At 61.0% G+C, this 23,508-nt stretch carries 19 protein-coding genes; 13 read left to right on the forward strand and 6 right to left on the reverse strand.

What is annotated here, in order from left to right:
* Positions 1–4: 4 nt before the first annotated feature.
* Positions 5–748, reverse strand: coding sequence for a response regulator transcription factor (locus tag ABIN98_RS17195; RefSeq protein ID WP_346911810.1), 744 nt, complete (start codon positions 746–748; stop codon positions 5–7).
* Positions 745–2,706 (reverse strand): PAS-domain containing protein, encoded by a 1,962-nt coding sequence (locus ABIN98_RS17200; RefSeq protein WP_346911811.1) that lies wholly within the window; start codon positions 2,704–2,706, stop codon positions 745–747. Before ABIN98_RS17200 ends, ABIN98_RS17195 begins: the two co-directional genes overlap by 4 nt.
* Positions 2,707–2,967: 261 nt before the next feature.
* On the opposite strand from ABIN98_RS17200, the gene ABIN98_RS17205 reads away from it, so the two are divergent.
* The 10 genes from ABIN98_RS17205 to ABIN98_RS17250 all read left to right on the forward strand — a co-directional run bounded on the left by ABIN98_RS17205 (position 2,968) and on the right by ABIN98_RS17250 (position 14,809).
* Positions 2,968–4,950: an AMP-binding protein gene (locus ABIN98_RS17205; protein ID WP_346911812.1), complete on the forward strand. Its 1,983-nt coding sequence runs from the start codon at positions 2,968–2,970 to the stop codon at positions 4,948–4,950.
* Between the two features lie 5 nt (positions 4,951–4,955).
* Positions 4,956–5,771, forward strand: a complete 816-nt coding sequence (locus tag ABIN98_RS17210) for an ABC transporter ATP-binding protein (protein ID WP_394701541.1) — start codon at positions 4,956–4,958, stop codon at positions 5,769–5,771.
* Positions 5,772–5,788: 17 nt separating this feature from the next.
* Positions 5,789–6,742 (forward strand): branched-chain amino acid ABC transporter permease, encoded by a 954-nt coding sequence (locus ABIN98_RS17215; protein WP_346911814.1) that lies wholly within the window; start codon positions 5,789–5,791, stop codon positions 6,740–6,742.
* Between the two features lie 5 nt (positions 6,743–6,747).
* A complete protein-coding gene (locus tag ABIN98_RS17220; protein ID WP_346911815.1) occupies positions 6,748–7,824 on the forward strand; it encodes a branched-chain amino acid ABC transporter permease in 1,077 nt (358 codons plus the stop codon).
* 110 nt (positions 7,825–7,934) lie between these two features.
* The gene (locus ABIN98_RS17225; RefSeq protein ID WP_346911870.1) at positions 7,935–9,260 is read left to right on the forward strand and encodes an ABC transporter substrate-binding protein; all 1,326 of its coding nucleotides are present in this window, start codon (positions 7,935–7,937) and stop codon (positions 9,258–9,260) included.
* Between the two features lie 73 nt (positions 9,261–9,333).
* Positions 9,334–10,176: an ABC transporter ATP-binding protein gene (locus tag ABIN98_RS17230; RefSeq protein WP_346911871.1), complete on the forward strand. Its 843-nt coding sequence runs from the start codon at positions 9,334–9,336 to the stop codon at positions 10,174–10,176.
* 29 nt (positions 10,177–10,205) lie between these two features.
* Entirely contained in the window at positions 10,206–11,444 is a 1,239-nt protein-coding gene (locus tag ABIN98_RS17235) for an AMP-binding protein (RefSeq protein WP_346911816.1), read from the forward strand.
* A gap of 165 nt (positions 11,445–11,609) precedes the next feature.
* On the forward strand, positions 11,610–12,686 hold the full coding sequence (hemH, locus tag ABIN98_RS17240; protein ID WP_346911817.1) for a ferrochelatase: 1,077 nt from the start codon (positions 11,610–11,612) through the stop codon (positions 12,684–12,686).
* A 657-nt stretch (positions 12,687–13,343) separates the two neighbouring features.
* The gene (locus tag ABIN98_RS17245) at positions 13,344–14,339 is read left to right on the forward strand and encodes an SPFH domain-containing protein (protein ID WP_346911818.1); all 996 of its coding nucleotides are present in this window, start codon (positions 13,344–13,346) and stop codon (positions 14,337–14,339) included.
* On the forward strand, positions 14,336–14,809 hold the full coding sequence (locus ABIN98_RS17250; RefSeq protein WP_346911819.1) for an NfeD family protein: 474 nt from the start codon (positions 14,336–14,338) through the stop codon (positions 14,807–14,809). Before ABIN98_RS17245 ends, ABIN98_RS17250 begins: the two co-directional genes overlap by 4 nt.
* A gap of 18 nt (positions 14,810–14,827) precedes the next feature.
* Here the strand turns inward: ABIN98_RS17250 and ABIN98_RS17255 are convergent, their stop codons facing one another.
* From ABIN98_RS17255 to ABIN98_RS17265, 3 genes are all read right to left on the reverse strand, one after another.
* Positions 14,828–15,682, reverse strand: coding sequence for a flagellar motor protein MotB (locus tag ABIN98_RS17255; RefSeq protein WP_346911820.1), 855 nt, complete (start codon positions 15,680–15,682; stop codon positions 14,828–14,830).
* Positions 15,683–15,715: 33 nt separating this feature from the next.
* Positions 15,716–16,483: a MotA/TolQ/ExbB proton channel family protein gene (locus tag ABIN98_RS17260; RefSeq protein WP_346911821.1), complete on the reverse strand. Its 768-nt coding sequence runs from the start codon at positions 16,481–16,483 to the stop codon at positions 15,716–15,718.
* A gap of 164 nt (positions 16,484–16,647) precedes the next feature.
* Positions 16,648–17,661 (reverse strand): KpsF/GutQ family sugar-phosphate isomerase, encoded by a 1,014-nt coding sequence (locus ABIN98_RS17265; RefSeq protein ID WP_346911822.1) that lies wholly within the window; start codon positions 17,659–17,661, stop codon positions 16,648–16,650.
* 224 nt (positions 17,662–17,885) lie between these two features.
* Here ABIN98_RS17265 and ABIN98_RS17270 point away from each other — a divergent pair, with 224 nt between their 5' ends.
* The 3 genes from ABIN98_RS17270 (at position 17,886) to ABIN98_RS17280 (ending at position 21,930) form a co-directional block, all read left to right on the forward strand.
* Complete coding sequence (locus ABIN98_RS17270; RefSeq protein WP_346911823.1) at positions 17,886–19,349, forward strand: outer membrane beta-barrel protein; 1,464 nt, start codon at positions 17,886–17,888, stop codon at positions 19,347–19,349.
* A 147-nt stretch (positions 19,350–19,496) separates the two neighbouring features.
* Positions 19,497–20,762, forward strand: a complete 1,266-nt coding sequence (locus tag ABIN98_RS17275; protein ID WP_346911824.1) for a lytic murein transglycosylase — start codon at positions 19,497–19,499, stop codon at positions 20,760–20,762.
* A gap of 238 nt (positions 20,763–21,000) precedes the next feature.
* The gene (locus tag ABIN98_RS17280; protein WP_346911825.1) at positions 21,001–21,930 is read left to right on the forward strand and encodes a GDSL-type esterase/lipase family protein; all 930 of its coding nucleotides are present in this window, start codon (positions 21,001–21,003) and stop codon (positions 21,928–21,930) included.
* A gap of 75 nt (positions 21,931–22,005) precedes the next feature.
* Here ABIN98_RS17280 and ABIN98_RS17285 read toward each other — a convergent pair whose 3' ends face one another.
* Positions 22,006–23,436 carry a glutamate synthase subunit beta gene (locus ABIN98_RS17285; protein ID WP_346911826.1) on the reverse strand — a complete coding sequence of 477 codons (1,431 nt, stop codon included), beginning with the start codon at positions 23,434–23,436 and terminating at the stop codon, positions 22,006–22,008.
* Between the last annotated feature and the right edge of the window lie 72 nt (positions 23,437–23,508).

A 23,508-nucleotide genomic window follows, 5' to 3' on the forward strand; every position in this document is an offset into this window, starting at 1 on the left:
TGAGCTATTTCCAGTCGACGCTGGCGGCGAACATATAGCCGGAGCCATAGATCGTCCGGATCAGGTTCGGCAAATCCGGCGTGCAGAGCTTCTTTCTCAGCCGGGAGATCCGGACGTCGATCGACCGGTCGAGACTTTCATCGCGGCCGCCGTGTTCCAGAAGATAGTCACGGGTGAGAACCCGCTTGGGCGCCCTGAGCAGAGCCTCCAGCAGATGGGCCTCCCCGGTGGAGAGAAAGGTCTCTTCTCCATCCTTGGAGGTGAGACAGTGGGAACCCGGGGTATAGGTCCAGCCGGCGAACCGGGCCTTGTCCTCCGACACGGGCTCAATCGGCCGACTTGCGGACCGTCTCAGGATCGAGCGGATGCGGGCAACGACTTCACGCGGGTCGAAAGGTTTGACCACATAGTCGTCCGCGCCCATCTCGAGACCCATCACCCTGTCGGAGGAATGGCTGCGCGCACTCAGGACCAGAATCGGCACGGAGGATTTCTTGCGGACCTCGTTGATGAGGGTCATGCCGTCGATATCCGGGAGACCGAGATCGATCAGGCAGGCATCCGGCTTCTCCAGGGTGAGCGCATCGAGCATGTCGGTCGCGCGGGAGAAGACCCTGGTCGTCATCCCGAAGGGGGCCATGTTCTCCACCAGCAAGGTACAGATGTCCGGCTCGTCGTCGACGATGAAAACCAGCGCAGGTCTGGCCGTCGGGTCGAAGCCCCCGGTGCGAAAATCCTGATGGGTCATGACGTGAGTATCTGCTTCAAGGTCAGAGCAAGGTGGTCGGTCTGAAAGGGTTTGGCAAGTACCGGGAATTCGCAGTCCGGCAGGTCCGCGTCGAGGCTACCCCAATCGGCGTATCCGGTCATTAGTGCAATCCCGAGGTCCTGCCGTTTGGTCCTGATTTCCTTGGCGAGTGCCAGTCCGTTCATCTGGCCTGGCATGACGATATCGCTCAGGACGGCGCGCAGATCCGGCAGCTCAACTGCCAGGACGCGGGCATCCTCGGCGTTCTCCGCAAGCAGCACCGAATAGCCGAGCCCGGCGAGTTCTTCGGTCAACACCGCGGCGACGTCCGGGTTGTCCTCCACCAGCAACAGGAGTTCGCCGTTTCCGCGCAGATTGGTGGTCTCGCCGAAGGTGTTCAGGGCTTCGGGTTCCGCGGCCACAGCGGGCATGGTCCTGGCGGGCAGGTACAGGCGGAATTCCGTGCCGGCGCCGGGTTCGGAAATGATGTCCACCGCGCCTCCCGACTGGCGCATGAAGCCGTAGACCATGGACAAGCCGAGTCCGCTTCCGGTGCCGAATGGCTTGGTGGTGAAGAAGGGTTCGAAGATGCGCAGGCGGGTGTCGTCGTCCATGCCGACGCCGCTGTCCTTGACGATCAGGACCGCATAACGTCCGGGCGGAACGGACAGGTCTTCCGCGCCGCGTTGGTCGAGGACCTGCTCTTCCAGCCGGATCTCAAGCGTGCCGCCTTCGGGCATGGCGTCCCTGGCATTGAAGGCAAGGTTGATCAGCGCGGTTTCCATCTGGGTCGGGTCGATCCGAGCGGCAAGGCCGGGTACCGGTTGTTCGATCCTGAGCGAGATCGGGGCGGGCAGCGATCCCTTCAGCAGGCTGGCGATATTGTCCAGCACCTGGCGGAGAGGAACGACCTTGGGGTCGACAGCCTGGCCCCGGCTGAAGGCCAGAAGGCGCTGGGTCAGGTCGGCGCCACGCTGGGTCGCCTGCAGCATGGGTGCAAGATGGGTTCTCAGCGTTTCCGCAGCGATCATGCCTTCCTTGCGGTTCAGGCTCAGCAGGTTGCCAATCAGGATCGTCAGCAGATTGTTGAAATCATGGGCGAGGCCGCCGGCCAGTTTGCCGACCGCGTCCATCCGCTGGGATTGCAAAAGCGTTGCCTCGCTGCGCTTCTGATCGGTCGCGTCGAGCGACAGCACGAAGATCCCGAGCGTGCGCCCGTCCAGGGTCATGTCGGGGATGATCGTGGAGCGCATATAGGCAAGGGAGCCGTCGGGACGGGAGCGGGTGTATTCGTAAGAGACGAGATGCCCCTCGAAGGCCCGTTCGATCTGGAGGCCGATCTCGCCGTAAAGCTCTTCACCGATGACTTCCCGGGGGGAGCGGCCTGCGATCGAAGTGACGGACTGGCCGAACCATTCCGCGTAGCGGCGGTTGGCGAAGCGGTAGATGGGGCCGGGGGCAAGATAGGCGACAAGGGCTGGAATGTTGTCGGTCACCAGCCGCAGCCAGTCCTCACTCTGGCGCAGGGCGCGGGTGCGCTCCTCGACCGTCTTTTCCAGCTTTTCCTGCCGGCGCCGATCCTCGGTCACATCGGTGTAAATGGTGACGAAGCCACCTTGGGGGAGAGGCGTTCCGCTGATTGCGATAACCTGGCCGTTCGGCCGCACCCGCTCGAAATAATGGGGTTCGAACAGCCAGGCCCGTTCCAGGCGGCGCTGGATCTTGCCTTCGATATCACCGGGGCCGTATTCGCCGCGTTCGGCATTCACGCGCAAAAAGGCTTCCAGATGCGTCCCCCGGCAGGCGAGTTCCTGCGGGAAGTCCAGCATCTCCCACAGACCCCGATTCCAGGCGACAAGGCGCATGTCCGCATCAAACACGGAAAATCCCTGGTTGACGTGGTCAAGCGCGGCCTGAAGCAGGTCCAGTTGAGCCTGAAGTTGGGCTTTCTCCTCCATAGCGAAACATTATTTCGCTGAGGCTTCATTGGCTAGGGCCTTTCGGTTTTCGTGCCCTGCAGCCGGGTGACACATTTTGTTACAATTGAAACATATTGGCGTAATCCAAGCTGCTTAGCGTTTGCATGTCCAGAGACGGACGGTTCCGACCTGCGGAAACCATTTTTGAAAAAATGGCTTGAAGCGGAGGGAAACGAATAGTTTCATGGGCGCATAAATCGACCCCGGAAAACGGGGCGACTCTAAAGGGATGAACACGCTATGGCAGGGTTGGCCAACGTCGCTTCGAGCGGCGGGGACACCTTTCCGAAGATTCTTCTGCACAACGCGAAGGTCTTCGGCGACCGAACTGCTGTTCGGGAAAAGGATTTCGGGATCTGGCAGAGCTGGACCTGGGCGCAAGTGCGGGACAATATCCGCGATCTGTCGCTCGGTCTGAAAGAACTCGGCCTCCAGCAAGGACAAAAGGTTGCCATCGTCGGTTCCAACCGGCCCCGGCTTTATTGGTCGATGGTGGCCGCACAGGCCATTGGTGCCGTACCAGTTCCCGTCTATGCGGATTCCGTCGCCGAGGAGATGGCCTATGTGCTCGGCCACGCCGAGGTGACGTTCGCGGTCGTCGAGGACCAGGAGCAGGTGGACAAGCTTCTGTCGATGGACAGCGAAGTCCCGACGCTCAAGGAAATCATCTACGACGAAACCCGGGGCCTGCGCGACTACGATCATAAGCATCTGCATGACTTTGAGGGTGTGCAGGCGCTTGGCCGCAAGGTTCTGGAAAAGGACCCGGGAGCGGAAAAAGCCTGGGCCGACGGATTTGCCGGCGGCAAGGGCTCGGATATCGCCGTCATGCTCTACACCTCGGGCACGACCGGGCGGCCGAAGGGCGTGATGCTGTCCTTCGACAATCTCGTCATCTCCGCGCGCAACGCCAATGCGTTCGATCATCTGAACGAGCATGAGGAAGTGCTCGCCTATCTGCCGATGGCCTGGATCGGCGACCACGTGTTTTCCCTCGCACAGGCCTTCACCGCCGGTTATTGCGTGAACTGTCCGGAAAGCCTCGACACCGTCGATGTCGACCGGCTCGAGATCGCCCCGACCTACTTCTTCGCTCCGCCGCGCGTGTTCGAAAGCATGCTGACGTCGATCATGGTGCGGATGGAGGACGCGGGGAAAACCAAGCGCCGGATGTTCGACTATTTCATGGGCGTTGCACGGCGTGCAGGGGAAAAGATCCTGAACGGCGAAAGCGTTTCCGCGAAAGACCGGCTGCTCTACCGGCTCGGGGATTTCTTCGTTTACGGGCCGCTGAAGAACCGGATGGGGCTGACGCGGATGAAGGTCGGCTATACGGCTGGCGAGGCGATCGGACCGGAAATCTTCCGCTTCTACCGCGCGCTCGGGCTGAACCTGAAGCAGCTTTACGGCCAGACCGAAGCGAGCGTCTACATCACGCTGCAGCCGGACGGAGAGATCTATGGCGACACCGTCGGCAAGCCGGCACCGTCCGTCGAACTGAAGATCGCCGAAAACGGCGAAGTGCTCTACCGGTCTCCCGGGGTCTTCGTCGGCTACTACAAGAACGATGAGGCGACCCGGTCGACCAAGACGGAGGAAGGCTGGGTTCATACAGGCGATGCCGGCTTCATCGCCGACAACGGCCATCTGAAGATCATCGACCGGGCGAAGGATGTCGGCAAGCTGACGGACGGTTCCCTGTTCGCGCCGAAATACATCGAGAACAAGTTGAAGTTCTTCCCCAATATCAAGGAGGTGGTGGCCTTCGGTGACGGTCGGGACCGCGTCGGCGTTTTCATCAATATCGACCTGACGGCGGTCGGCTCCTGGGCGGAACGCAACAACGTCAACTACGCCAGTTATCAGGAGCTTGCCGCTCATCCCCAGGTCTATTCCATGATCCAGGAACATGTGGATCAGGTGAACCGGGATCTTGCGAGCGAGCCGATGATGGCCGGTGCCCAGATCCGGCGCTTCCTCGTCCTGCACAAGGAGCTGGATGCGGATGACGGCGAGCTGACGCGGACCCAGAAGGTCCGCCGTAATTTCATCGCGGAGCGGTACGCTCCGCTGATCGAGGCGCTTTATGACGGCTCGACATCCAAACATGTCAGGACGGAAGTCACCTTCGAGGATGGCCGGGTCGGTGCGATCGAAGCGACTGTCGAGATCCGCGACATGCCTGCGCACGACGCGTCCGGCCTTCAGGAGGCGGCTGAATGAATGCCATGATGACGAGTGAGGACATGCCGCAGGCGGAATCCCGGGCCATGGAACGTGAAGATCTGTTGCGCGTGGACAATGTGTCCCTGTCCTTCGGCGGCGTGAAAGCGATCACCGATATTTCCTTCGATATCAAGAAGGGCGAGATCCGCGCGATCATTGGGCCGAACGGGGCGGGCAAGACCTCGATGCTCAATGTGATCAATGGTTTCTATCACCCTCAGGTGGGCACCATTACCTGGCAGGGCCAGGTGCGGCGGAAGATGAAGCCGTATGAGGCCGCCAGCCAGGGCATCGCCCGGACGTTCCAGAACGTGGCGCTGTTCAAGGGAATGACGACCCTCGACAACATCATGTCCGGCCGGTCGCTGAAGATGCGCAAGAACTTCTTCTCGCAGATGCTGTGGTACGGGCCTGCGCGCGACGAGGAAATCGCGCACCGCAAGAAGGTCGAGGAAATCATCGACTTCCTCGAAATCCAGGCAATCCGGAAAACGCCGGTCGGCCGGCTGCCCTACGGCCTGCAGAAGCGGGTCGAGTTGGGCCGGGCACTTGCCATGGAGCCGGACCTGCTTCTGCTGGATGAGCCCATGGCGGGCATGAACCTGGAAGAAAAGGCCGACATGAGCCGGTTCATCCTGGATGTGAACCAGGAGTTCGGCACCACGATCGCGCTGATCGAACACGACATGGGCGTGGTCATGGACCTGTCCGACCGTGTCGTCGTTCTCGACTACGGCAAGAAGATCGCAGACGGACCGCCTGAAGAGGTCCAGGCCAGCCAGGCCGTGATCGATGCCTATCTCGGCGTCAGCCACTGATCGGGGGAACGACCAACATGCTGTATGACATTTTCATCGATCCCTTCGTCCAGATGGTCGAAATGCCGGACTTCTTCCTGCAGGTTCTGTGGGAAGGGTTCGTGACCGGGATCCTCTACGCGCTGATCGCCCTCGGGTTCGTCCTGATTTTCAAGGCCTCCGGCGTGTTCAATTTCGCGCAGGGCATCATGGTGGTGTTCGCAGGCCTGACCCTGGTCGGCCTGTACGAACACGGCATACCGGCCTATCTGGCGCTGCTGCTGACCATTGGCGTCATGGGCGTTCTCGCCTACGGGATCGAACGGGTGGTGATGCGACCGCTGGTCAACCAGCCGGATATCATCCTGCTGATGGCGACCATCGGTCTGACCTATTTCCTGATCGGTTTCGGGGAGTTCGTGTTCGGCGGCGAGCCGAAGCAGATGATCGCGGAACAGCTCGGGCTTCCGACCGGATCGACGGCTTTCGAAATGGGCGAGCGCGGGTTGGTCATCCTGCAGCACATCGATATTGCGGCAGCGGTGATCGCCATCATCATGGTGACCGCGCTCGGCATCTTTTTCAACAAGACGCGGATCGGCCGGGCGCTCAGGGCTGTGGCCGACGATCATCAGGCCGCCTTGTCCGTCGGCATCTCGCTGAACCAGATCTGGGCGATCGTGTGGTTCGCGGCCGGTCTGGTGGCGCTTGCCACGGGGATCATGTGGGGAGCGCGCTCCGACGTGTCCTTTGCGCTGGAAATCGTGGCGTTCAAGGCTCTGCCGGTTCTGATCCTGGGTGGGTTCACGTCCATCCCGGGCGCGATCATCGGCGGGCTGATCATCGGCTTCGGCGAGAAGATCGGTGAGATCTATTGGGGCGGACTGGTCGGCGGCGGGGTTGAATCCTGGCTCGCCTACATCATCGCCCTGATCTTCCTCTTGTTCCGGCCGCAGGGTCTCTTCGGCGAAAAAATCATCGAGCGGGTGTAAGGCACATGTTTTATCGCGAAGCCGGCCAATTCAAGACAAGCTACGAAGCGGATCAGTCGCTGTTTCCGATCAGGCAGGACCGTATCGGCATTGCCGTGTTGCTCCTGATCGCCTTTGTGCTGATCCCGCTGACGGCCAACGACTTCTTCCTGACGTCGATCATGATCCCGTTCCTGGTGTTTTCACTGGCGGCGATCGGGCTCAACGTTCTGACCGGTTTCGCCGGCCAGCTGTCCCTGGGCTCGGGCGCCTTCATGGGAGTGGGCGCCTACGCCGCCTACAAGCTGACGACCATCTTTCCGGACGTGAACGTGATCTTCCTGGTGCTGGTGTCCGGGTTCTTCTCGGCGGCCATCGGCGCGGTTTTCGGCCTGCCGTCGTTGCGCATCAAGGGGCTTTACCTCGCGGTGACGACGCTTGCGGCGCAGTTCTTCCTGGAATGGTGCTTCATCCGCATTCCGTGGCTCTACAACTACAATGCATCGGGTGCGATCGAGATCCCGAAACGCGAGATGTTCGGAGTCACGATCTCCGGAGCCGAAGCAACGCCGCTGGCGCGCTACTTCGTCGTCCTGGCGATTACGGTGGGTATCGCGCTGCTGGTCGCCAATGTGCTGCGCGGCCGTATCGGCCGGTCGTGGATGATGATCCGCGACATGGATATCGCCGCCGAACTGATGGGGATCCGCCCGCTGCAGACAAAGCTGCTCGCCTTCGGCGTTTCGTCCTACATCTGTGGCGTCGCGGGCGCGATGATGGTGTTCTTCTGGTTGAATGCGGCCGAACCCTCGTCCTATTCGATCACCCTGTCGTTCCAGATCCTGTTCATGGTGATCCTGGGCGGGCTGGGAAGCCTGGGCGGGGCTTTCATGGGCGCCGCCTTCATCTGGATCCTGCCGGTCTTCCTGAAATTCATTCCGGGGGTAATCGGCGTCGATATTGCCGCGGAGACGGTCGAACATCTGACGTTCATGATCGTCGGCGCACTGATCATCTTCTTTCTGATCGTCGAACCGCACGGTTTCGCGCGGCTGTGGCAGATCGGGAAGCAGAAGCTGAGAGTCTGGCCGTTCCCCTACTGAGCGGCAGGATTCAGGCACGCCATCCGGACAACGGACCTGTCCGGGGAGGATGGCTCAACCGGTCCGGCGGCACTCGAACCAGAGCGATGCCGCAAGGGAGGAAATGCATGATGAACTTCAAGCAATTCGCGCTTGGCACTGCCGTCGCTGTTGCTCTTGGCTCTTCGGGGCTGGTGCAGCAGGCAGCGGCCGAAGACAGCAACTACGTTCCGCTGCTGACCTATCGGACCGGTCCTTATGCCGGATCCGGCATTCCGATCGCCAACGGCATGTCCGACTATTTCGCCATGCTCAATGAGCGTGACGGCGGTGTCGGCGGCGTCAAGCTCAACATCGAGGAATGCGAAACCGGCTACAACGCTCAGAAGGGCGTTGAGTGCTACGAAGCCACCAAGGGCAAGGGCGCGCTGGTCTACAATCCGTATTCCACCGGTATCACCCTTCAGCTGATCCCGAAGGCCTCCGTGGACAAGATCCCGGTCCTGTCCATGGGCTACGGTCTGTCGGCCGCGGCTGACGGCAACGTGTTCCCGTGGATCTTCAACGCGCCGGATACCTACTGGGACGGTGCCTCCGTGGCCATCAAGTACATCGCCCACCAGGAAGGCGGCCTCGACAAGCTCAAGGGCAAGAAGATCGGTTATCTGTTCCTGGATGCCGGTTACGGCCGCGAGCCGATTCCGCTTCTGGAAGACCTGTCGAAGAAATTCGGCTTCGAGCTTCTGCAGTACCCGGTTCCGGGCAAGGAAATGCAGAACCAGTCGTCGCAGTGGCTGAACGTCCGTCGTGACCGTCCGGACTACATGGTCATGTGGGGCTGGGGCGCGATGAACCCGACCGCCGTGAAGGAAGCCGTAAAAACCCGCTTCCCGATGGACCGGTTCATCGGCGTCTGGTGGTCGGCCGGTGATGACGATGCTGCTGCCGGCGGCGAGGGTGCCAAGGGCTACAAGGCGATGAATTTCTCCGGTGTCGGCACCGAATATCCGGCGATCCAGGATATCATCAAACACGTGATCGATGCCGGAAAGTCCCAGACCGACAAGGCAATGGTCGGCAGCACGCTCTACAACCGTGGTGTCATGAACGCGATGCTCGTGGCCGAGGCAATCCATGCCGCGCAGATGAAAACCGGCAAGAAGGTTCTCACCGGCGAAGACATGCGGATCGGTCTGGAAAGCCTGGATCTGACGGCCGAACGGCTGAAGGAAATCGGCATGGAAGGCTTCGCGCATCCCGTGAAGATGACCTGTGAGGACCACGCCGGCTCCGTGCCTGTGTTCATCCAGCAGTGGGATGGCACCAAGTGGAACCAGATCACCGACTGGTTCGAGCCGATGACGGATATCGTCCGTCCGATGCTTGAAGCGGCCGCCAAGGAGTATGCGGAAAAGAACGCTCCCTGGCCGGCACGCACCGAACCCTGCCCGAACTGATCGGGTCGTCCGTCCCGCCGCCACCGGCGGCGGGACAATTTCCGGAGGAATTTTTGAAATGTCGACCCTGGATATGGCGCGGCCCGAAGCAGATGCGGTGACTGCAGGAGCGAAAGACACGATCCTGACGGTGAACAACATCGAAGTGATCTACGATCACGTGATCCTGGTTCTGAAGGGGGTTTCCCTGACCATCCCGAGGGGCGGCATTGTCGCGCTTCTGGGCGCCAACGGCGCCGGGAAAACCACCACGCTGAAAGCCGTTTCCAATCTGCTCGGCGCGGAGCGGGGCGAGGTGACCAAGGGCAAGATCGTCTTCGAGAACGAAGAGGTGCAGGCCCTGTCTCCCAACGATCTCGTGCGCCGCGGCTGCATTCAGGTCATGGAAGGCCGTCATTGCTTCGGCCACCTGACGATCGAGGAAAACCTGCTGACCGGCGCCTATACCCGGAAGGATGGGTCGGCTGCCATCCGCGAAGACCTGGAGATGGTCTATCGCTATTTCCCGAGGCTCAGGGAGCGCCGTCAAAGCCAGGCCGGTTATACGTCCGGCGGCGAACAGCAGATGTGCGCCATCGGCCGCGCTCTGATGAGCCGGCCGAAGATGATCCTGCTCGACGAACCGTCCATGGGGCTGGCGCCGCAGCTCGTGGAAGAGATTTTCGAAATCGTGAAGCAGCTCAACGACCAGGAAGGTGTGTCATTCCTGCTTGCGGAGCAGAACACGAACGTGGCGCTGAAATACGCCACCTACGGCTACATCCTCGAATCCGGCCGGATTGTGCTTGATGGCGAAGCCAAGGCGCTGCGGGAGAACGAGGACGTGAAGGAATTCTACCTGGGTGTCGGCGGCGAGGGGCGCAAATCGTTCCGCGACGTCAAACACTACAAGCGAAGGAAGCGCTGGTTGGCCTAGAGGATTTCTCTGGGAGAGCGGAGACGATCATGAGCGACGACATGTTTGATGCGCGCGAGCGGCAGATCGCCGATCAGCGCGAGGCGGAACTTTTTGCCAAATTGCCGGACTTCCTGAGCCATGCCGCGGCCGCCGCGCCCGGATGGGCGGAGCACCTGCGTGGGGCCGATCTGGCGAAGGTGACCTCCCGTGACGCGCTGGCGTCGCTCCCGGTTCTGCGAAAGTCGGAGCTTCTGGTGCGGCAGAAGGAAAATCCGCCCTTCGGTGGGTTTCTGGCCGGAACTCTTGCGGGTGTCGAGCGGGTGTTCATGTCGCCGGGTCCGATCTGGGAACCGCAGGCATCCGGCGACGATCCCTGGAACGGCGCGCGCGCACTCTTTGCTGCCGGTGTCCGCAAGGGCGAGGTGGTCATCAATGCCTTTTCCTATCACCTGACGCCGGGCGGGTTCATTCTGGATCACGGCGCGCGGGCGCTTGGATGCACGGTCTTCCCGGCCGGGGTCGGCAATACCGACATGCAGGTCGAGGCCATCGAGGTTCTGAAACCCACTGCCTTCATCGGCACGCCGGATTATCTGAAGATCCTGCTCGACCGTGGAGACGAACAGGGCCGGGACGTTTCCTCCATCAAGACGGCACTGGTCTCCGGTGGCGCCTTGTTTCCGTCCCTGCGCGAGGAGTACGAGGCAAGAGGCATTCGCGTGAGCCAGTGCTATGCGACGGCGGATCTCGGGGTCATTGCCTATGAGAGTGAAGCCCGCGAAGGCATGATCGTCAATGAGGATTATGTCGTCGAAATCGTTCGTCCGGGAACCGGCGAACCTGTGGCGGACGGCGAGGTCGGCGAATTGGTCGTGACCGCCTTCAACCGGGTCTATCCGCTGATCCGGTTCGGAACCGGCGATCTGTCCGCCGTGCTGCCGGGTCAATCGCCCTGCGGACGGACCAACCGGCGGATTGCCGGCTGGATGGGCCGGGCGGACCAGAGAACCAAGATCAAGGGCATGTTCGTCGATCCGGCCCAGGTCGATGAAATCGTGAAAACCCACGACGGGATCTCGAAGGCCCGCCTGACCGTCGGCCGCGACGGGGAAGCGGATGTGATGACGCTCACGGTCGAAGCGGCAAACCCCGCCGCCGACCTGGCTGAGCGGGTCGGCGGAACGCTGCGGGACGTGACCCGGCTGAAGGGGACGATTGAAATCGTCGCGCCGGGCGCATTGCCGAACGACGGCAAGGTGATTTCCGACGAACGCGAATATGGTTAGAAGCGGGCCGGACACGGACGCCGTTCGGATCGCCTGGAGATCCTTCCACGGGTTTTATTTGGACGCGTTATGATCTAAAGGCTGAGTGTATGCGTAGGGTTTGACACGGACCGTTCAAAGGCACGGTTCGCGGCTCTGCCACAGGCCCCTTTCTACGGACACTCAATGACCGATCAAACGACGCCGTCCATACCGGAAAAACAAGAAGACATGCGCAAGGTCCAGTTGCCCGAGGGGCACGCTCCCGTGCAGACGGGCCGGGTCGGCGTGCTGCTGGTCAATCTGGGCACGCCGGACGGAACCTCCTATTGGCCCATGCGCCGCTACCTGCGGGAATTTCTTTCCGACAAGCGGGTGATCGAATGGCCGCGGGCCCTCTGGTATCCGATCCTGTACGGCATCGTGCTGATGACCCGGCCGGGCAAGTCCGGCAAGGCCTATGACGAGATCTGGAACCGGGAAAAGGACGAGTCCCCGCTTAGGACCATCACCCGCAGCCAGTCGGACCAACTGGCCAAGCGGATCGGCGATGGCGGCGGCCGGCTGCAGGTCGACTGGGCCATGCGCTACGGTCAGCCGTCGATCCGCTCCCGGCTGGAGGCGTTGAAGGCGGATGGCTGCGACCGGATCCTGGTGTTTCCGCTTTATCCGCAATATTCGGCGTCGACGACGGCGACGGTCAACGACGAGGTCTGCAGGGCGCTGCTGGACATGCGCTGGCAGCCAGCCATCCGCACCGTTCCGCCCTATCATGACGATCCGGTCTATGTGACGGCGCTCGCAAAGTCGGTCGAACGGCACCTGGCGGGATTGGACTTCGAGCCGGATCTGGTGCTGACGTCCTATCACGGCATTCCGCAGTCCTATTTCAAGCGCGGCGACCCCTATCATTGCCACTGCCAGAAAACGACCCGGCTGATGCGGGACGTGCTCGGCTGGGGCGAGGACAGGCTCAAGATCACTTTCCAGTCGCGCTTCGGCCCCGAGGAATGGCTCCAGCCCTATACGGACAAGACGGTGGAGCAACTGGCAAAGGACGGGGTCAAGAACATCGCGGTCATGAACCCGGGCTTCGTGGCCGACTGCCTGGAGACCCTGGAGGAAATCGCCGGAGAAGCCGCCGAGATCTTCGAGGAGAACGGCGGCGAGAATTTCAGCCACATTCCCTGCCTGAACGACAGCGACCTGGGAATGGACGTCATCGAGCACGTCGTGCGCCGGGAGCTCGGCGGCTGGTTGTAAGCGATGCGGGCACATTATCTGTTTGAGGGTTAGTACGATTTTGCGCTGGTAACAGCTGCTGTTCGCTTGCTAGCTTGTGCGCATGTTGCCGACCCGTACTCTGACTGGCTCGTTTGTCCTTGATGGGGATACCTACGAATGGGAACTTCGTCGTGAACCGCAGTGGTGCACGATTGACGGTTGGCAAGGAATGCTCGTTGCGGTGTGTGCTGCAGATACAGCTGGTCGCGAAGCGCTTCTTCAATTTCCAATGCCCAGGAATGCCGCGCAGCGCGCTCGTGGCTATCGCCATAGGCCCCAAATTCATCAAGCTGACCTCGAAGCAGCGGTGAGGCTTGCGCTCTCAAGCGGATGGGATCCGTATGCGCGAGGGAAGCCTTTTCGCCTTGATGTTTGATCGTACGACACCTGCGCCGGCCGATGTATCGAGAAGACCTCGTTTTAAAACGGGATTTTTTGAGACAAACATGTGCGGGAGCGATCACGCCGCTCCTGAAGGGAGAAACATTGCAGGATCGGGGGCCTTGAAACGTCGCGGAAGCCGCCGTCCGTTTTAGTCATTGAACGTCATCATTCTTGGACTGGTGCGGCCCTATAAGCTTAGGCATACTGGCGAAAACATAACTGGTGACCGTCTTGTGCACTTGGGAGAATTGAATGCCTGTAAATCTGTTTGGGTTCGATATCGTTCTGATTATCGTCCTGTTCCTGGCCATCCTGGTTATCTTCTCCGGGGTCAAGACCGTTCCCCAAGGGTACAACTACACGATCGAGCGCTTCGGAAAGTACCGGAAAACCCTGTCGCCGGGATTGAATTTCATCATTCCCTTCATCGATCGGGTCGGCCACAAGCTGAACATGATGGAGCAGGTTCTCGATGTTGAATCGCAGGAAGTCATTACGCGAGACAATGCCACCGTTACGGCTGACGGTATCACTTTCTACCAGGTCCTCGATGCGGCCAGGGCGGCTTACGAAGTTCTCGGTCTTCAGAACGCCATTCTCAATCTGACGATGACGAATATCCGTTCGGTCATGGGGTCGATGGATCTGGACGAACTGCTTTCAAACCGCGATGAAATCAACTCCCGGCTGTTGCGGGTCGTTGATGCGGCGGCGGAGCCCTGGGGCGTGAAGGTCACCCGTATCGAAATCAAGGACATCAACCCGCCGCGGGATCTGGTGGATGCCATGGCCCGCCAGATGAAGGCGGAACGCGACAAGCGTGCGTCCATTCTGGAAGCCGAAGGCAAGCGCCAGTCGGAAATCCTGAAGGCGGAAGGGGAAAAACAGTCGCTGATCCTGGAGGCAGAGGGCCGCCGGGAATCCGCGTTCCGCGATGCGGAAGCCCGCGAACGCGAGGCTGAGGCTGAAGCCAAGGCGACGAAAATGGTCAGCGATGCGATCTCGGACGGGAACGTCCAGGCGATCAACTACTTCGTCGCCAACAAATATGTCGAGGCTTTCCGCGAGCTGGCGAATTCCCGGAACCAGAAGACGCTGATCCTGCCAATGGAGGCGTCTTCCCTTCTCGGCAGTCTCAGCGGTATCGGCGAGATCGCCAAGGAAGCCTTCGGCAATGACAGGAAAGAGCCCCGGTCCACCGGCCGGGTTCCCGATACCGGATCGACGCCGGGCGGAGACGACGCGTGAGCATTATCGAACGGATTGTCCTGGAACTCGGTCCGTGGAACTGGTGGGTTATCGGCCTGATCCTGATCGGCCTGGAGGTGCTTGCGCCGGGAACCGTCTTCCTGTGGTTCGGCATATCCGCGATCCTGGTGGGAACTCTGACGTTGTTCGTCGATCTGTCGTGGCAGGTGAGCCTGGTGATATTCCTGGTCCTGTCTTTCGCAACCCTGATTACCGGCCGGTACATGATGTCCAAAATGTCGTCGGAGGCCGGTGATCCGGGGCTGAACCGGCGCGGTAGCCGTTATATCGGCCGCCGGTTTGTTTTGAAGACGCCGTTGCAGCAGGGCTCGGGCCAGCTTTCGATCGACGATACCGTCTGGCGGATTTCCGGACCGGACCTTCCCGCAGGCACGACCGTCACGGTCGAGCGGATCGATGGCGCGCGTCTTGTCGTGGCGCCGGCGGAAACGGAAGCTCCGAACGCGTAAATCTCTTAGGTCCTGACCCTAAGGCCTGTGACCGGGAGGAATGGGCGGTGCCTCGGCTTTCAGCAGGATGCCGATGCGGCGGTTCGCGGCAAGATATGGATCGTTGGGAAACAGCGGTTCCGTATCGGACTTGCCGATGACCGCATAAAACTGCTCGTTCGGAACACCGTACTCGTTGAGAATCTGCCGGGCCACGTTGGAACGTTCGGCGGACAGGTCCCAGCCGGTGTAGGTCGGATCGATAGCCTGTTGGCCGGCCGTCGTGTGGCCGGTGATTTCCACCCTGTTCGGCATTCTTGCGATGACCGGGGCCATCTTGGCGAGGAGCCGCCGGGTGGTTTCGTAAGGGTATTTCGAGCCCTCGCGGAACATGGAACGGCCGTCCTGGTCGACCAGCATGATGTTCAGGCCCTCATCGGTTTCTTCCATGATGATGTTGTTGGAGATCTCGGTTATTTCCGGCATCTCCTGCCAGGCCTGGCGCAGCGAGGCGGCCGCGGTCGCGAATTGGCGCGGTTTTTCGATGTCCGCCTTCAGGGTGTCATAGGTATTGGCTTCCGGACCCTGCTTCTGCCGGTTGTCGTGACGTTCCTGGGCGAAATCGGAATCCAGTTCCTGGGGAACCTGAGTGATCTGCTTCATGTAGTCGCGGACCGGAATACCCTCGACTTCGATAATGCCGGTGCGCTTGGAGGTTTCCTTCACGCCGAAGGCTTCGCGCATGGAGCCGGCCACGACCTGCAGCTTCTGCTTGTCCTGGATCGAAAACGAAATGATCAGAACGAAGAAGCACACGAGAAGCGACATCAGGTCCGCGAACGTGACCAGCCAGTCCGGTGCGCCACCGCCGCCTTGCTGCTTCTTTTTCGCCATAGTCGTCTTTCCCGATTAACGCCGCCCTTCGGATCAGGCGGCCTCTTCCATGTCCGCGCGAATCTTTTCCGGCAGATAGGCGATCAGCATTTCCTTGATCAGGGCCGGGCTCTTGGATTCCCGGATCTGCAGCACGCCGTCGATGATCAGGGTCTGATTGAGTTCGTCGACGTCGAACTTGGCATCCAGCTTGTCGACAAGCGGCAGGCAGATGATGTTGGAAATCAGGGCGCCATAAAGCGTCGTCAGCAGGGCCACAGCCATGGACGGACCGATTGCGGCCGGGTCGTCCATGTTGGCCAGCATCTGCACCAGACCGACCAGGGTGCCGATCATGCCGAAGGCCGGTGCCGAATCGCCGAGTGCCTTGAAGACGCGTTTTCCTTCAGACAGGCGCGTCAGCTGGAGGTCGCGCTCGCGCTCCATCGCTTCCCTGATGAACTCATGCTCATAGCCATCGGCGATGTACTGGACGCCCTTGGCAAGGATCGGATCCGAGACGTCGACGTTTTCAAGTCCCAGCGGACCGGATTTACGGACGACTTCACCAAGCGTGGTGATTTCGGCGATCAGGTCCCGGGGGCTTTGGTTTCTGCCTGCCAGGGCGACTTTGAAACCGGTCGCAAACGCTGAGATGATGTCAGAAAGCTGAAACCGGATCAGCGTCGCCGCGAAACCGCCCCCGACAACAATCAGAATGGACGGGACATCGATGAACTGTCCGAAACTTCCGCCCAGGAAAATTGCCGTGACCACGATGCCGAAGGCACCGATGATACCGATTAGGGTCGCCAGATCCATTCTGTACACCAAACCTTGAGGCAGACCATCCGCCGTCATCTGGCCGACAGTTTAGGTTTGGCAAGGCTAATCAAATCCTAACCGATGACCGGGAAATCGAAATTCTCGGTTCAATTTATGCTGAGGAACCGCCTGACGGGCCAACCTGGCCCGTTAACAAGGCGTCAGGCAGCGCCGATACGCAGCAGGTCATGCAGGTGGATGATCCCGACCGGGCGCTTTTCATCCGCCACGAAGACCGAGGTGATCGCGGAGCTGTTGATCAGCTCAAGCACAGCCGCGGACAGCATGTCGCCGGGGATGCTCTTCGGGTTCGGCGTCATGATGTCGGTGACCGGCTTGTCGAGGAAGTTCGTGGAGATGTGCCGGCGCAGGTCGCCATCGGTGATGATGCCGATGAGATGGCCGATCTCGTCCACCACGCCCAGTACGCCGAAGCCTTTCTGGGTCATCAGGACGATGGCGTCGCGCATGACCATGGTTTTCGGGGCCAGCGGCAGGGTATCGCCTTTGTGCATGATGTCCTGGGCAGCGGTCAGGCTCGCGCCAAGGCGGCCACCCGGATGGAAAATGCGGAAATCCTGGGCCGTGAAGCCCCGGTATTCCAGAAGCGCGATGGCCAGTGCGTCGCCGGCGGCAAGCTGGACCAGGGCAGATGTGGTCGGGGCCAGACCGTGCGGGCAGGCTTCCGTGACGCTCGGCATTTTCAGGACGATGTCGGCGGCGCGGCCCAGAGTGCTGTCTTCCGACTTGGTGATCGCCACCAGCGGCACCTTGAAACGGCGTGTATAGGCGACGATGCCGGCAAGTTCCTGCGTTTCACCGGACCAGGACAAGGCGATCACAACGTCGTCCTGGGTAATCATGCCAAGATCGCCATGGCTGGCTTCGCTGGCATGTACGAAAAAGGCAGGCGTTCCGGTCGAGGCGAGGGTCGCGGCCAGCTTGGTGCCGATATGACCGCTCTTGCCGATGCCGGAGACGATGACGCGCCCCTTGATGCCGGCGATGAGTTCAACGGTTTTGCTGAAGGGGGCTGACAGGCCGTTCTGCAACGCGGCCCGAAGGGCGCTCAGGCCTGCGATTTCGGTCTCCAGAGTGCGTTCGGCGGAAACGAGCGGTCGTGCGGACGCTTCCTGGTCACTTGTCGCGATCGCATCCTGAAGCGGGCTTTGCATGGCTGATCCTGTATTTTCTTTTACCCCGACCTGCTTTCTCTACGCCAGCGTCCTGCTCAGTGCAAGCCGGGTTTGGCGCAAAACAAGGGTTTCGAACCGCTTTCACTTTTGGCGAAAAGCAACCAAGCGTTAACCATGTTTCGCCAGTGTGCGCTTGTGTCCGGATTTTCAAATTTTTTACAAGGCCTTGAATGTCGCGCCTGATCACTTTGACGATATGTTTCTTGCTGTTGCAGGGCCTCGCCCTGCGTGCACAGGAAGGCGCTATCGATCTGCGTGGCAGCGTCGATGAACGGGCCGCGCCGGATGAAAGCGCTGCCGTTTCGACGACCGTCGATCCGACCAAAGAATTACAGCGCCGGGACTCCGTTTATGAATTGCAGAACCGGGACTCTGTCGTGGGGCTGCGGAGCACCTTGAACGCGGCCTCCGCCGAGGAAGGCTCCACGGGCCTTGGTACCGCCGGGCGCGTGACGCCGATCCGTGTGTTTTCGGACCGCCTCTCAGCCGCCCAGGGAATCGCGGAAAGCCGGGGCGAAAGCCTGGATAGCAGTGTCTTCGACGGACAAACAGCTTATGACCGGGCCGAAGGCATCCGCCTCGGCTCCTTTACCATCACGCCCGAAGTGACTGTCACCGGCGGCTGGACGGACAATGCGGAGGGGTCGTCGTCAGGCACTTCCAGTCGCCTCTACCGGGTGGCACCCAGCATTACGGGGACATCGAACTGGTCCAGGCACCAACTCGACTTCGCGCTGAGGGGAAGTTACATCGGCTATCCGGAGGAGCCCAGCCAGAGCGACCCGAGCCTCAATCTCTCGACAACGTTCAGGGCCGATGTGAGCGCGTCCACGACCGCGACCGCCGGATTGGGCTACAACTATTCCCGGGAAGACGAGTCCAGCGTGGAAAACATCACCGGCGACAACGATGTCCACGAATTGACCGGTACGCTCGGCTTCACCCGGGATGTCGGTCTTGTTTCGGCAACCCTGGGCGCAGACGTCGACCGGACGTCCTATACCTCGAGCGGAGGATCCGGCTCGACAAGCGGGCGGGACAATACGCTTTACTCGGCAAACCTCCGCCTTGAAGGAAACGGCGGCGCCGTTTTCGAACCCTTTGCGGTCGGCTCCCTGTTGCTGCGCCGGTTCGACAAGACCTGCAACGATACGATTTGCGAAAACCGGAATGCGAACGGCTACGAGTTGCGCGGCGGTCTGACCATCGCGGCCACGCCGAAACTGACCGGTGAGGTCAGCGGCGGCTGGCGGATCGAGGATATCGAGGACAGCCGCCTGGCCGCGCTCCAGGGCCTGGTCGTCGACGGAACGCTTGTCTGGTCGCCGAGCCGGCTGACGACGGTTACGGCCGGGCTGAGCACGAGTTTCGAACCGACGGATCTTGATTACGTGTCCGGGTCGATCATCTATTCCGGAGACCTGCGGGCAGCCCATTCCTTCTCCGACCGTTTCGTCGGAGAGGCCGGGCTCGGCTACAGTTACCGGACCTATGAGGGGGATTCCATCGAAACGAATACCCTGACCGGTTTCGTCGGCCTGACTTACGCGGTCTCGCGCAACGTCGCGTTTGAAACGCAATACAGCTACACCGCCTATGACAGCACGTCAGCGGGCAGCGACTATACGAAGAATTCGATCGAGGCGGGTTTCAGGTTCCGTCATTGATCACCCGGACAAGACTGACGGGCAGGAATAAGGCGGGCGTGTTTGGGGCGAACACGTTTTCGCCGTTGTGAGGTGGCAATTTTGTGGTGCGGGGCTGAGGGGCAGCTGGAAACAAAGATGCGGAAAAGCGGGCACGAGGAGGCCTGTATGGATTGTTTCAAAAGAGACGGGACGCGGATCGAAGCCGGAAACACCCAGCCTAAGCATAGGCCGGGTTTTGCGCGCAATTTGCTTGCCGCCGCGCTCCTGACCCTGACTACGGCAACGGCCCAGGCGGATGCGGGTTTCAACCGTTTCATCAAGGACCTCTGGCCGGATGCGCGGGCTGCGGGCATCAGTACGGCAACGTTCAATCATATCTTCACCGGTATGGACCCGGATCCGGACACGGTCCGGCTGATGGACAAGCAATCGGAATTCGTCAAACCGATCTGGGACTACCTGGATTCCGCGGTCTCGGACGCCCGCGTCGAGCGCGGCCAGGAACTTCTTCGGGAATACGACAGTGTCCTGGCAAACATTGAATCGCACTACGGGGTCGATCGCGAGGCCGTTCTGGCGATCTGGGGCATGGAAACCAACTACGGCGGTTTCATGGGCAAGCACAATGTGATCAGGGCCCTGGCAACGCTTGCCTATGAAGCACCCCGCCGCAGGGATTACTGGCGCAGGGAACTGCTCAAGGCGGTCAGTGTGGTTCAGGGCGGGCACGTCCGCTTCGAGGACATGGAAGGATCGTGGGCCGGGGCCATGGGCCACACCCAGTTCATGCCGTCGAGCTGGGAAGCCTATGCCAAGGACTACAACGGCGACGGACGGCGGGACATCTGGACATCGATCCCGGACGCGCTGGCCTCCACCGCCTATTATCTTCAAAAGCACGGCTGGCAGACCGGCAAGACATGGGGCTATGAAGTCACCCTGCCGGCCGGGTTCGATTTTCATCTCGCCGACGACAAGACGACGATGACCGTCGGCGAGTGGAGCCGCCGCGGCGTTTCGAGGGTGAATGGCAGGGACTTCCCGCGTGCGTCGGACAGGGCCATTCTGGTCATGCCCGCGGGCGCGAGCGGACCGGCGTTTCTCATGCTGAAGAATTTCTACGTGATCAAACGCTACAACCACTCCACCTCCTATGCGCTGGCAGTCGGGCATCTCGCCGACCGGATCATCGGTGGCGGGCCGCTTGCGGGCGACTGGTCGCGGGAATATCTGCCGTTGTCGCGGACGGAAACGTCCGAACTGCAGCGGGAGCTGAACCGGCGGGGGTTTCATGTCGGAGAGGCGGATGGCCGGGTGGGGCCGGCGACCCGTCGCGGCATTCGCGCCTACCAAAAAGCCCGGGGGCTTATCCCGGACGGCTACCCTTCGGTGGTTTTGCTGGCACGGATCAAGCTGGACAGCTACAATTAACTCCAGCTCGACTCCGTGATAAAAAGGCGACCCCGTGCGTAACTTCGGCAGAATGGACTTGAGACGCGGCCTCAGAGTGTTGGCCGTTGTCCTCCTTGCCGTGTCGACTGCCCTTGTAGTCCTGGAACCCATGGAACCGGCTTTCGCCCAAAGCGGAGCGCGGTCGGGAGACAATTCCCGGTCGTTCAATCCGTTCCGGCCGCTGCTTCGTCTTTTCGGAGGCGGGCGGGAACGTCGGGTGCGGCAGAAAGCGGACGCGCCGGTCAAGCGTGTGACCCGTCCGGCCGAAACGCCGCCGGCCTTTGCCGAAGAACCGAAAGATCCAGACGCGGGTGTGATCCTGGTTGTCGGAGACCGGATGGCGCGGGGCGTCGGCGGCGGGCTGAAATACCTTCTCCACGACAAGCCGATGGTTCGGGTGGAGCTTCTGACGGAAGACAAGAAAGGCCTGGCCGGAGAGGGAACGCCAGACTGGGATACCCAGCTGCTGGCAAAGATCCGCGGCGAGGATGTCAAGGCGGTCGTGGTCATGATGGGCCAGAATGATCTTGGACAGCAATTTCCTGGCGAGCCTCCTGTCGAATTTCTGACCGACGCCTGGATCGAGACCTACCGGAAAAAGGCAGGGGACCTGGTGCGAACGGTTCGGCAGGAGCGAAAGCCTTTGATCTGGGTCGGTCTGCCGCCGACGAATGCGGAGATGACGAATACCGATTTCAGCCAGTTGAATTCCATTTTCCAGGGTGAGCTGTCGGATTCCCGGACATGGTATGTCGATATCTGGGAAATCTTCCTCAACGAAGAGGGTGCCTTTTCGTCCTACGGTCCCGACGTTGACGGCAAGAACGCCCGGCTGCGTGCCGGTGACAAGATCGGATTCACATGGGCAGGCTACCAGAAGGTTGCGTTTTTCGTCGAACGCGAGCTCTCCCGTATACTCGGCGGCTACGGCGGCTATGCGTTCGAAGGCGTTGACGACGATCCGGACTTTATCGTGCTGACCGGCCGGGTGACCTCGCCCGAGGATGAACTTCTGGGCGGGCAAGACCAATCACTGGACCTGAAGGACGACTCGGTCGCCTATCGTTTCTTCGTCAAGGGCGAGAGCCTGCCCGAGATCCCGGGGCGGGTGGACGACACGAAACGGGCGGTTCCGGGCGGGTCCTGAAAATCGCAGCCGATACCAGAGAAACAAAAAGGGCCGCCCGGGAGCGGCCCTTTCCTATTTTAAATTCCGAAACGCTTACCTAGGCAGGTTGGTCGAGCCGGTCAGGAACAGGTCCACGGACCGGGCCGCCTGGCGGCCTTCGCGGATGGCCCAGACGACCAGAGACTGGCCGCGGCGCACGTCGCCGGCGGCAAAGACCTTTTCGATGCTGGTCCTGTAGTCGTCGGTATTGGCCTTGACGTTGGTCCGGCCGTCCAGTTCGAGCCGACCGTCGGCCTGGGCGATATAGGTGTCGAGCAGCGGACCAGAAAAGCCGATCGCCGCCAGCACGAGATCCGCGCGCAGGATGAATTCCGTGCCCGCGATGGGATGGCGCTTTTCGTCGACCCGGGCGCATTTGACGCCGGTGACATGGCCGTCTTCACCGACGAGTTCCAGGGTCGCGGCCGAGAATTCACGCTCGGCGCCTTCTGCCTGAGAGGAAGAGGTACGGAATTTCGTCGGCCAGTAGGGCCATACCGCCATCTTGTCTTCCTTGAGAGGCGGGATCGGACGGATGTCGAGCTGGGTGACCGAAAGCGCGCCCTGGCGGAACGCGGTGCCGACACAGTCGGAGGCGGTGTCGCCGCCGCCGATGACGACGACATGCTTGCCGGCTGCCCAGATCGGGGCTTCGCCGGTTTCCGGTTCATTGCCGACCCGGCGGTTCTGCTGGACCAGATAAGGCATGGCCCAGTGGCAGCCTTCCAGTTCCATGCCGCCGACACCCGGATCGCGCGGACGTTCCGCGCCGGCGCACAGGATCACCGCGTCGTGGCGTTCGGCCAGCTCGTGGAGGGTCACCGTGACGCCGACATTGACGCCGTAGTGGAAGGTGACGCCTTCGGCTTCCATCTGCTCGACCCGGCGGTCGATGTAGTGCTTTTCCATCTTGAAGTCGGGAATGCCGTAGCGCAGCAGGCCACCGGCCTTGGGTTCGCGCTCATAGACATGAACCGTGTGTCCGGCGCGAGCGAGCTGCTGAGCCGCGGCCATGCCGGCCGGGCCGGAACCGACAACGGCGACCGCCTTGCCGGTCTTGATGGCTGCCGGCTGCGGAACGATCCAGCCTTCCTGAAAGCCCTTGTCGGCGATCGCCTGTTCGACGCTCTTGATGTTCACCGGAATGTCTTCCAGGTTCAGCGTGCAGGCTTCCTCGCAAGGTGCCGGGCAGATCCGGCCGGTGAATTCGGGGAAGTTGTTGGTCGAATGCAGGTTTTCGCAGGCCAGCTCCCAGTCGCCCTGGTAGACCAGATCGTTCCAGTCCGGGATCTGGTTGTCGACCGGGCAGCCGTCCGGACCATGGCAGAACGGGATGCCGCAATCCATGCAGCGGGCGGCCTGGTTGGTGATTTCGCTGTCGTTCAGCGGGATCGTGAATTCACGGAAGTGACGAATACGGTCCGATGCCGGCTGATACTTCTGTTCCTGCCGGTCGATCTCGAGAAATCCGGTAACCTTGCCCAAGGCAACCTCCTTGCAAACTCATGTCTCAATGACCGGCTGCGACCGGGCCCGAAGGCCCGAGAGCCGGCATGT

Source organism: uncultured Roseibium sp. (genome assembly GCF_963675095.2).
In the GTDB taxonomy this organism is placed as follows: Bacteria; Pseudomonadota; Alphaproteobacteria; order Rhizobiales; family Stappiaceae; genus Roseibium.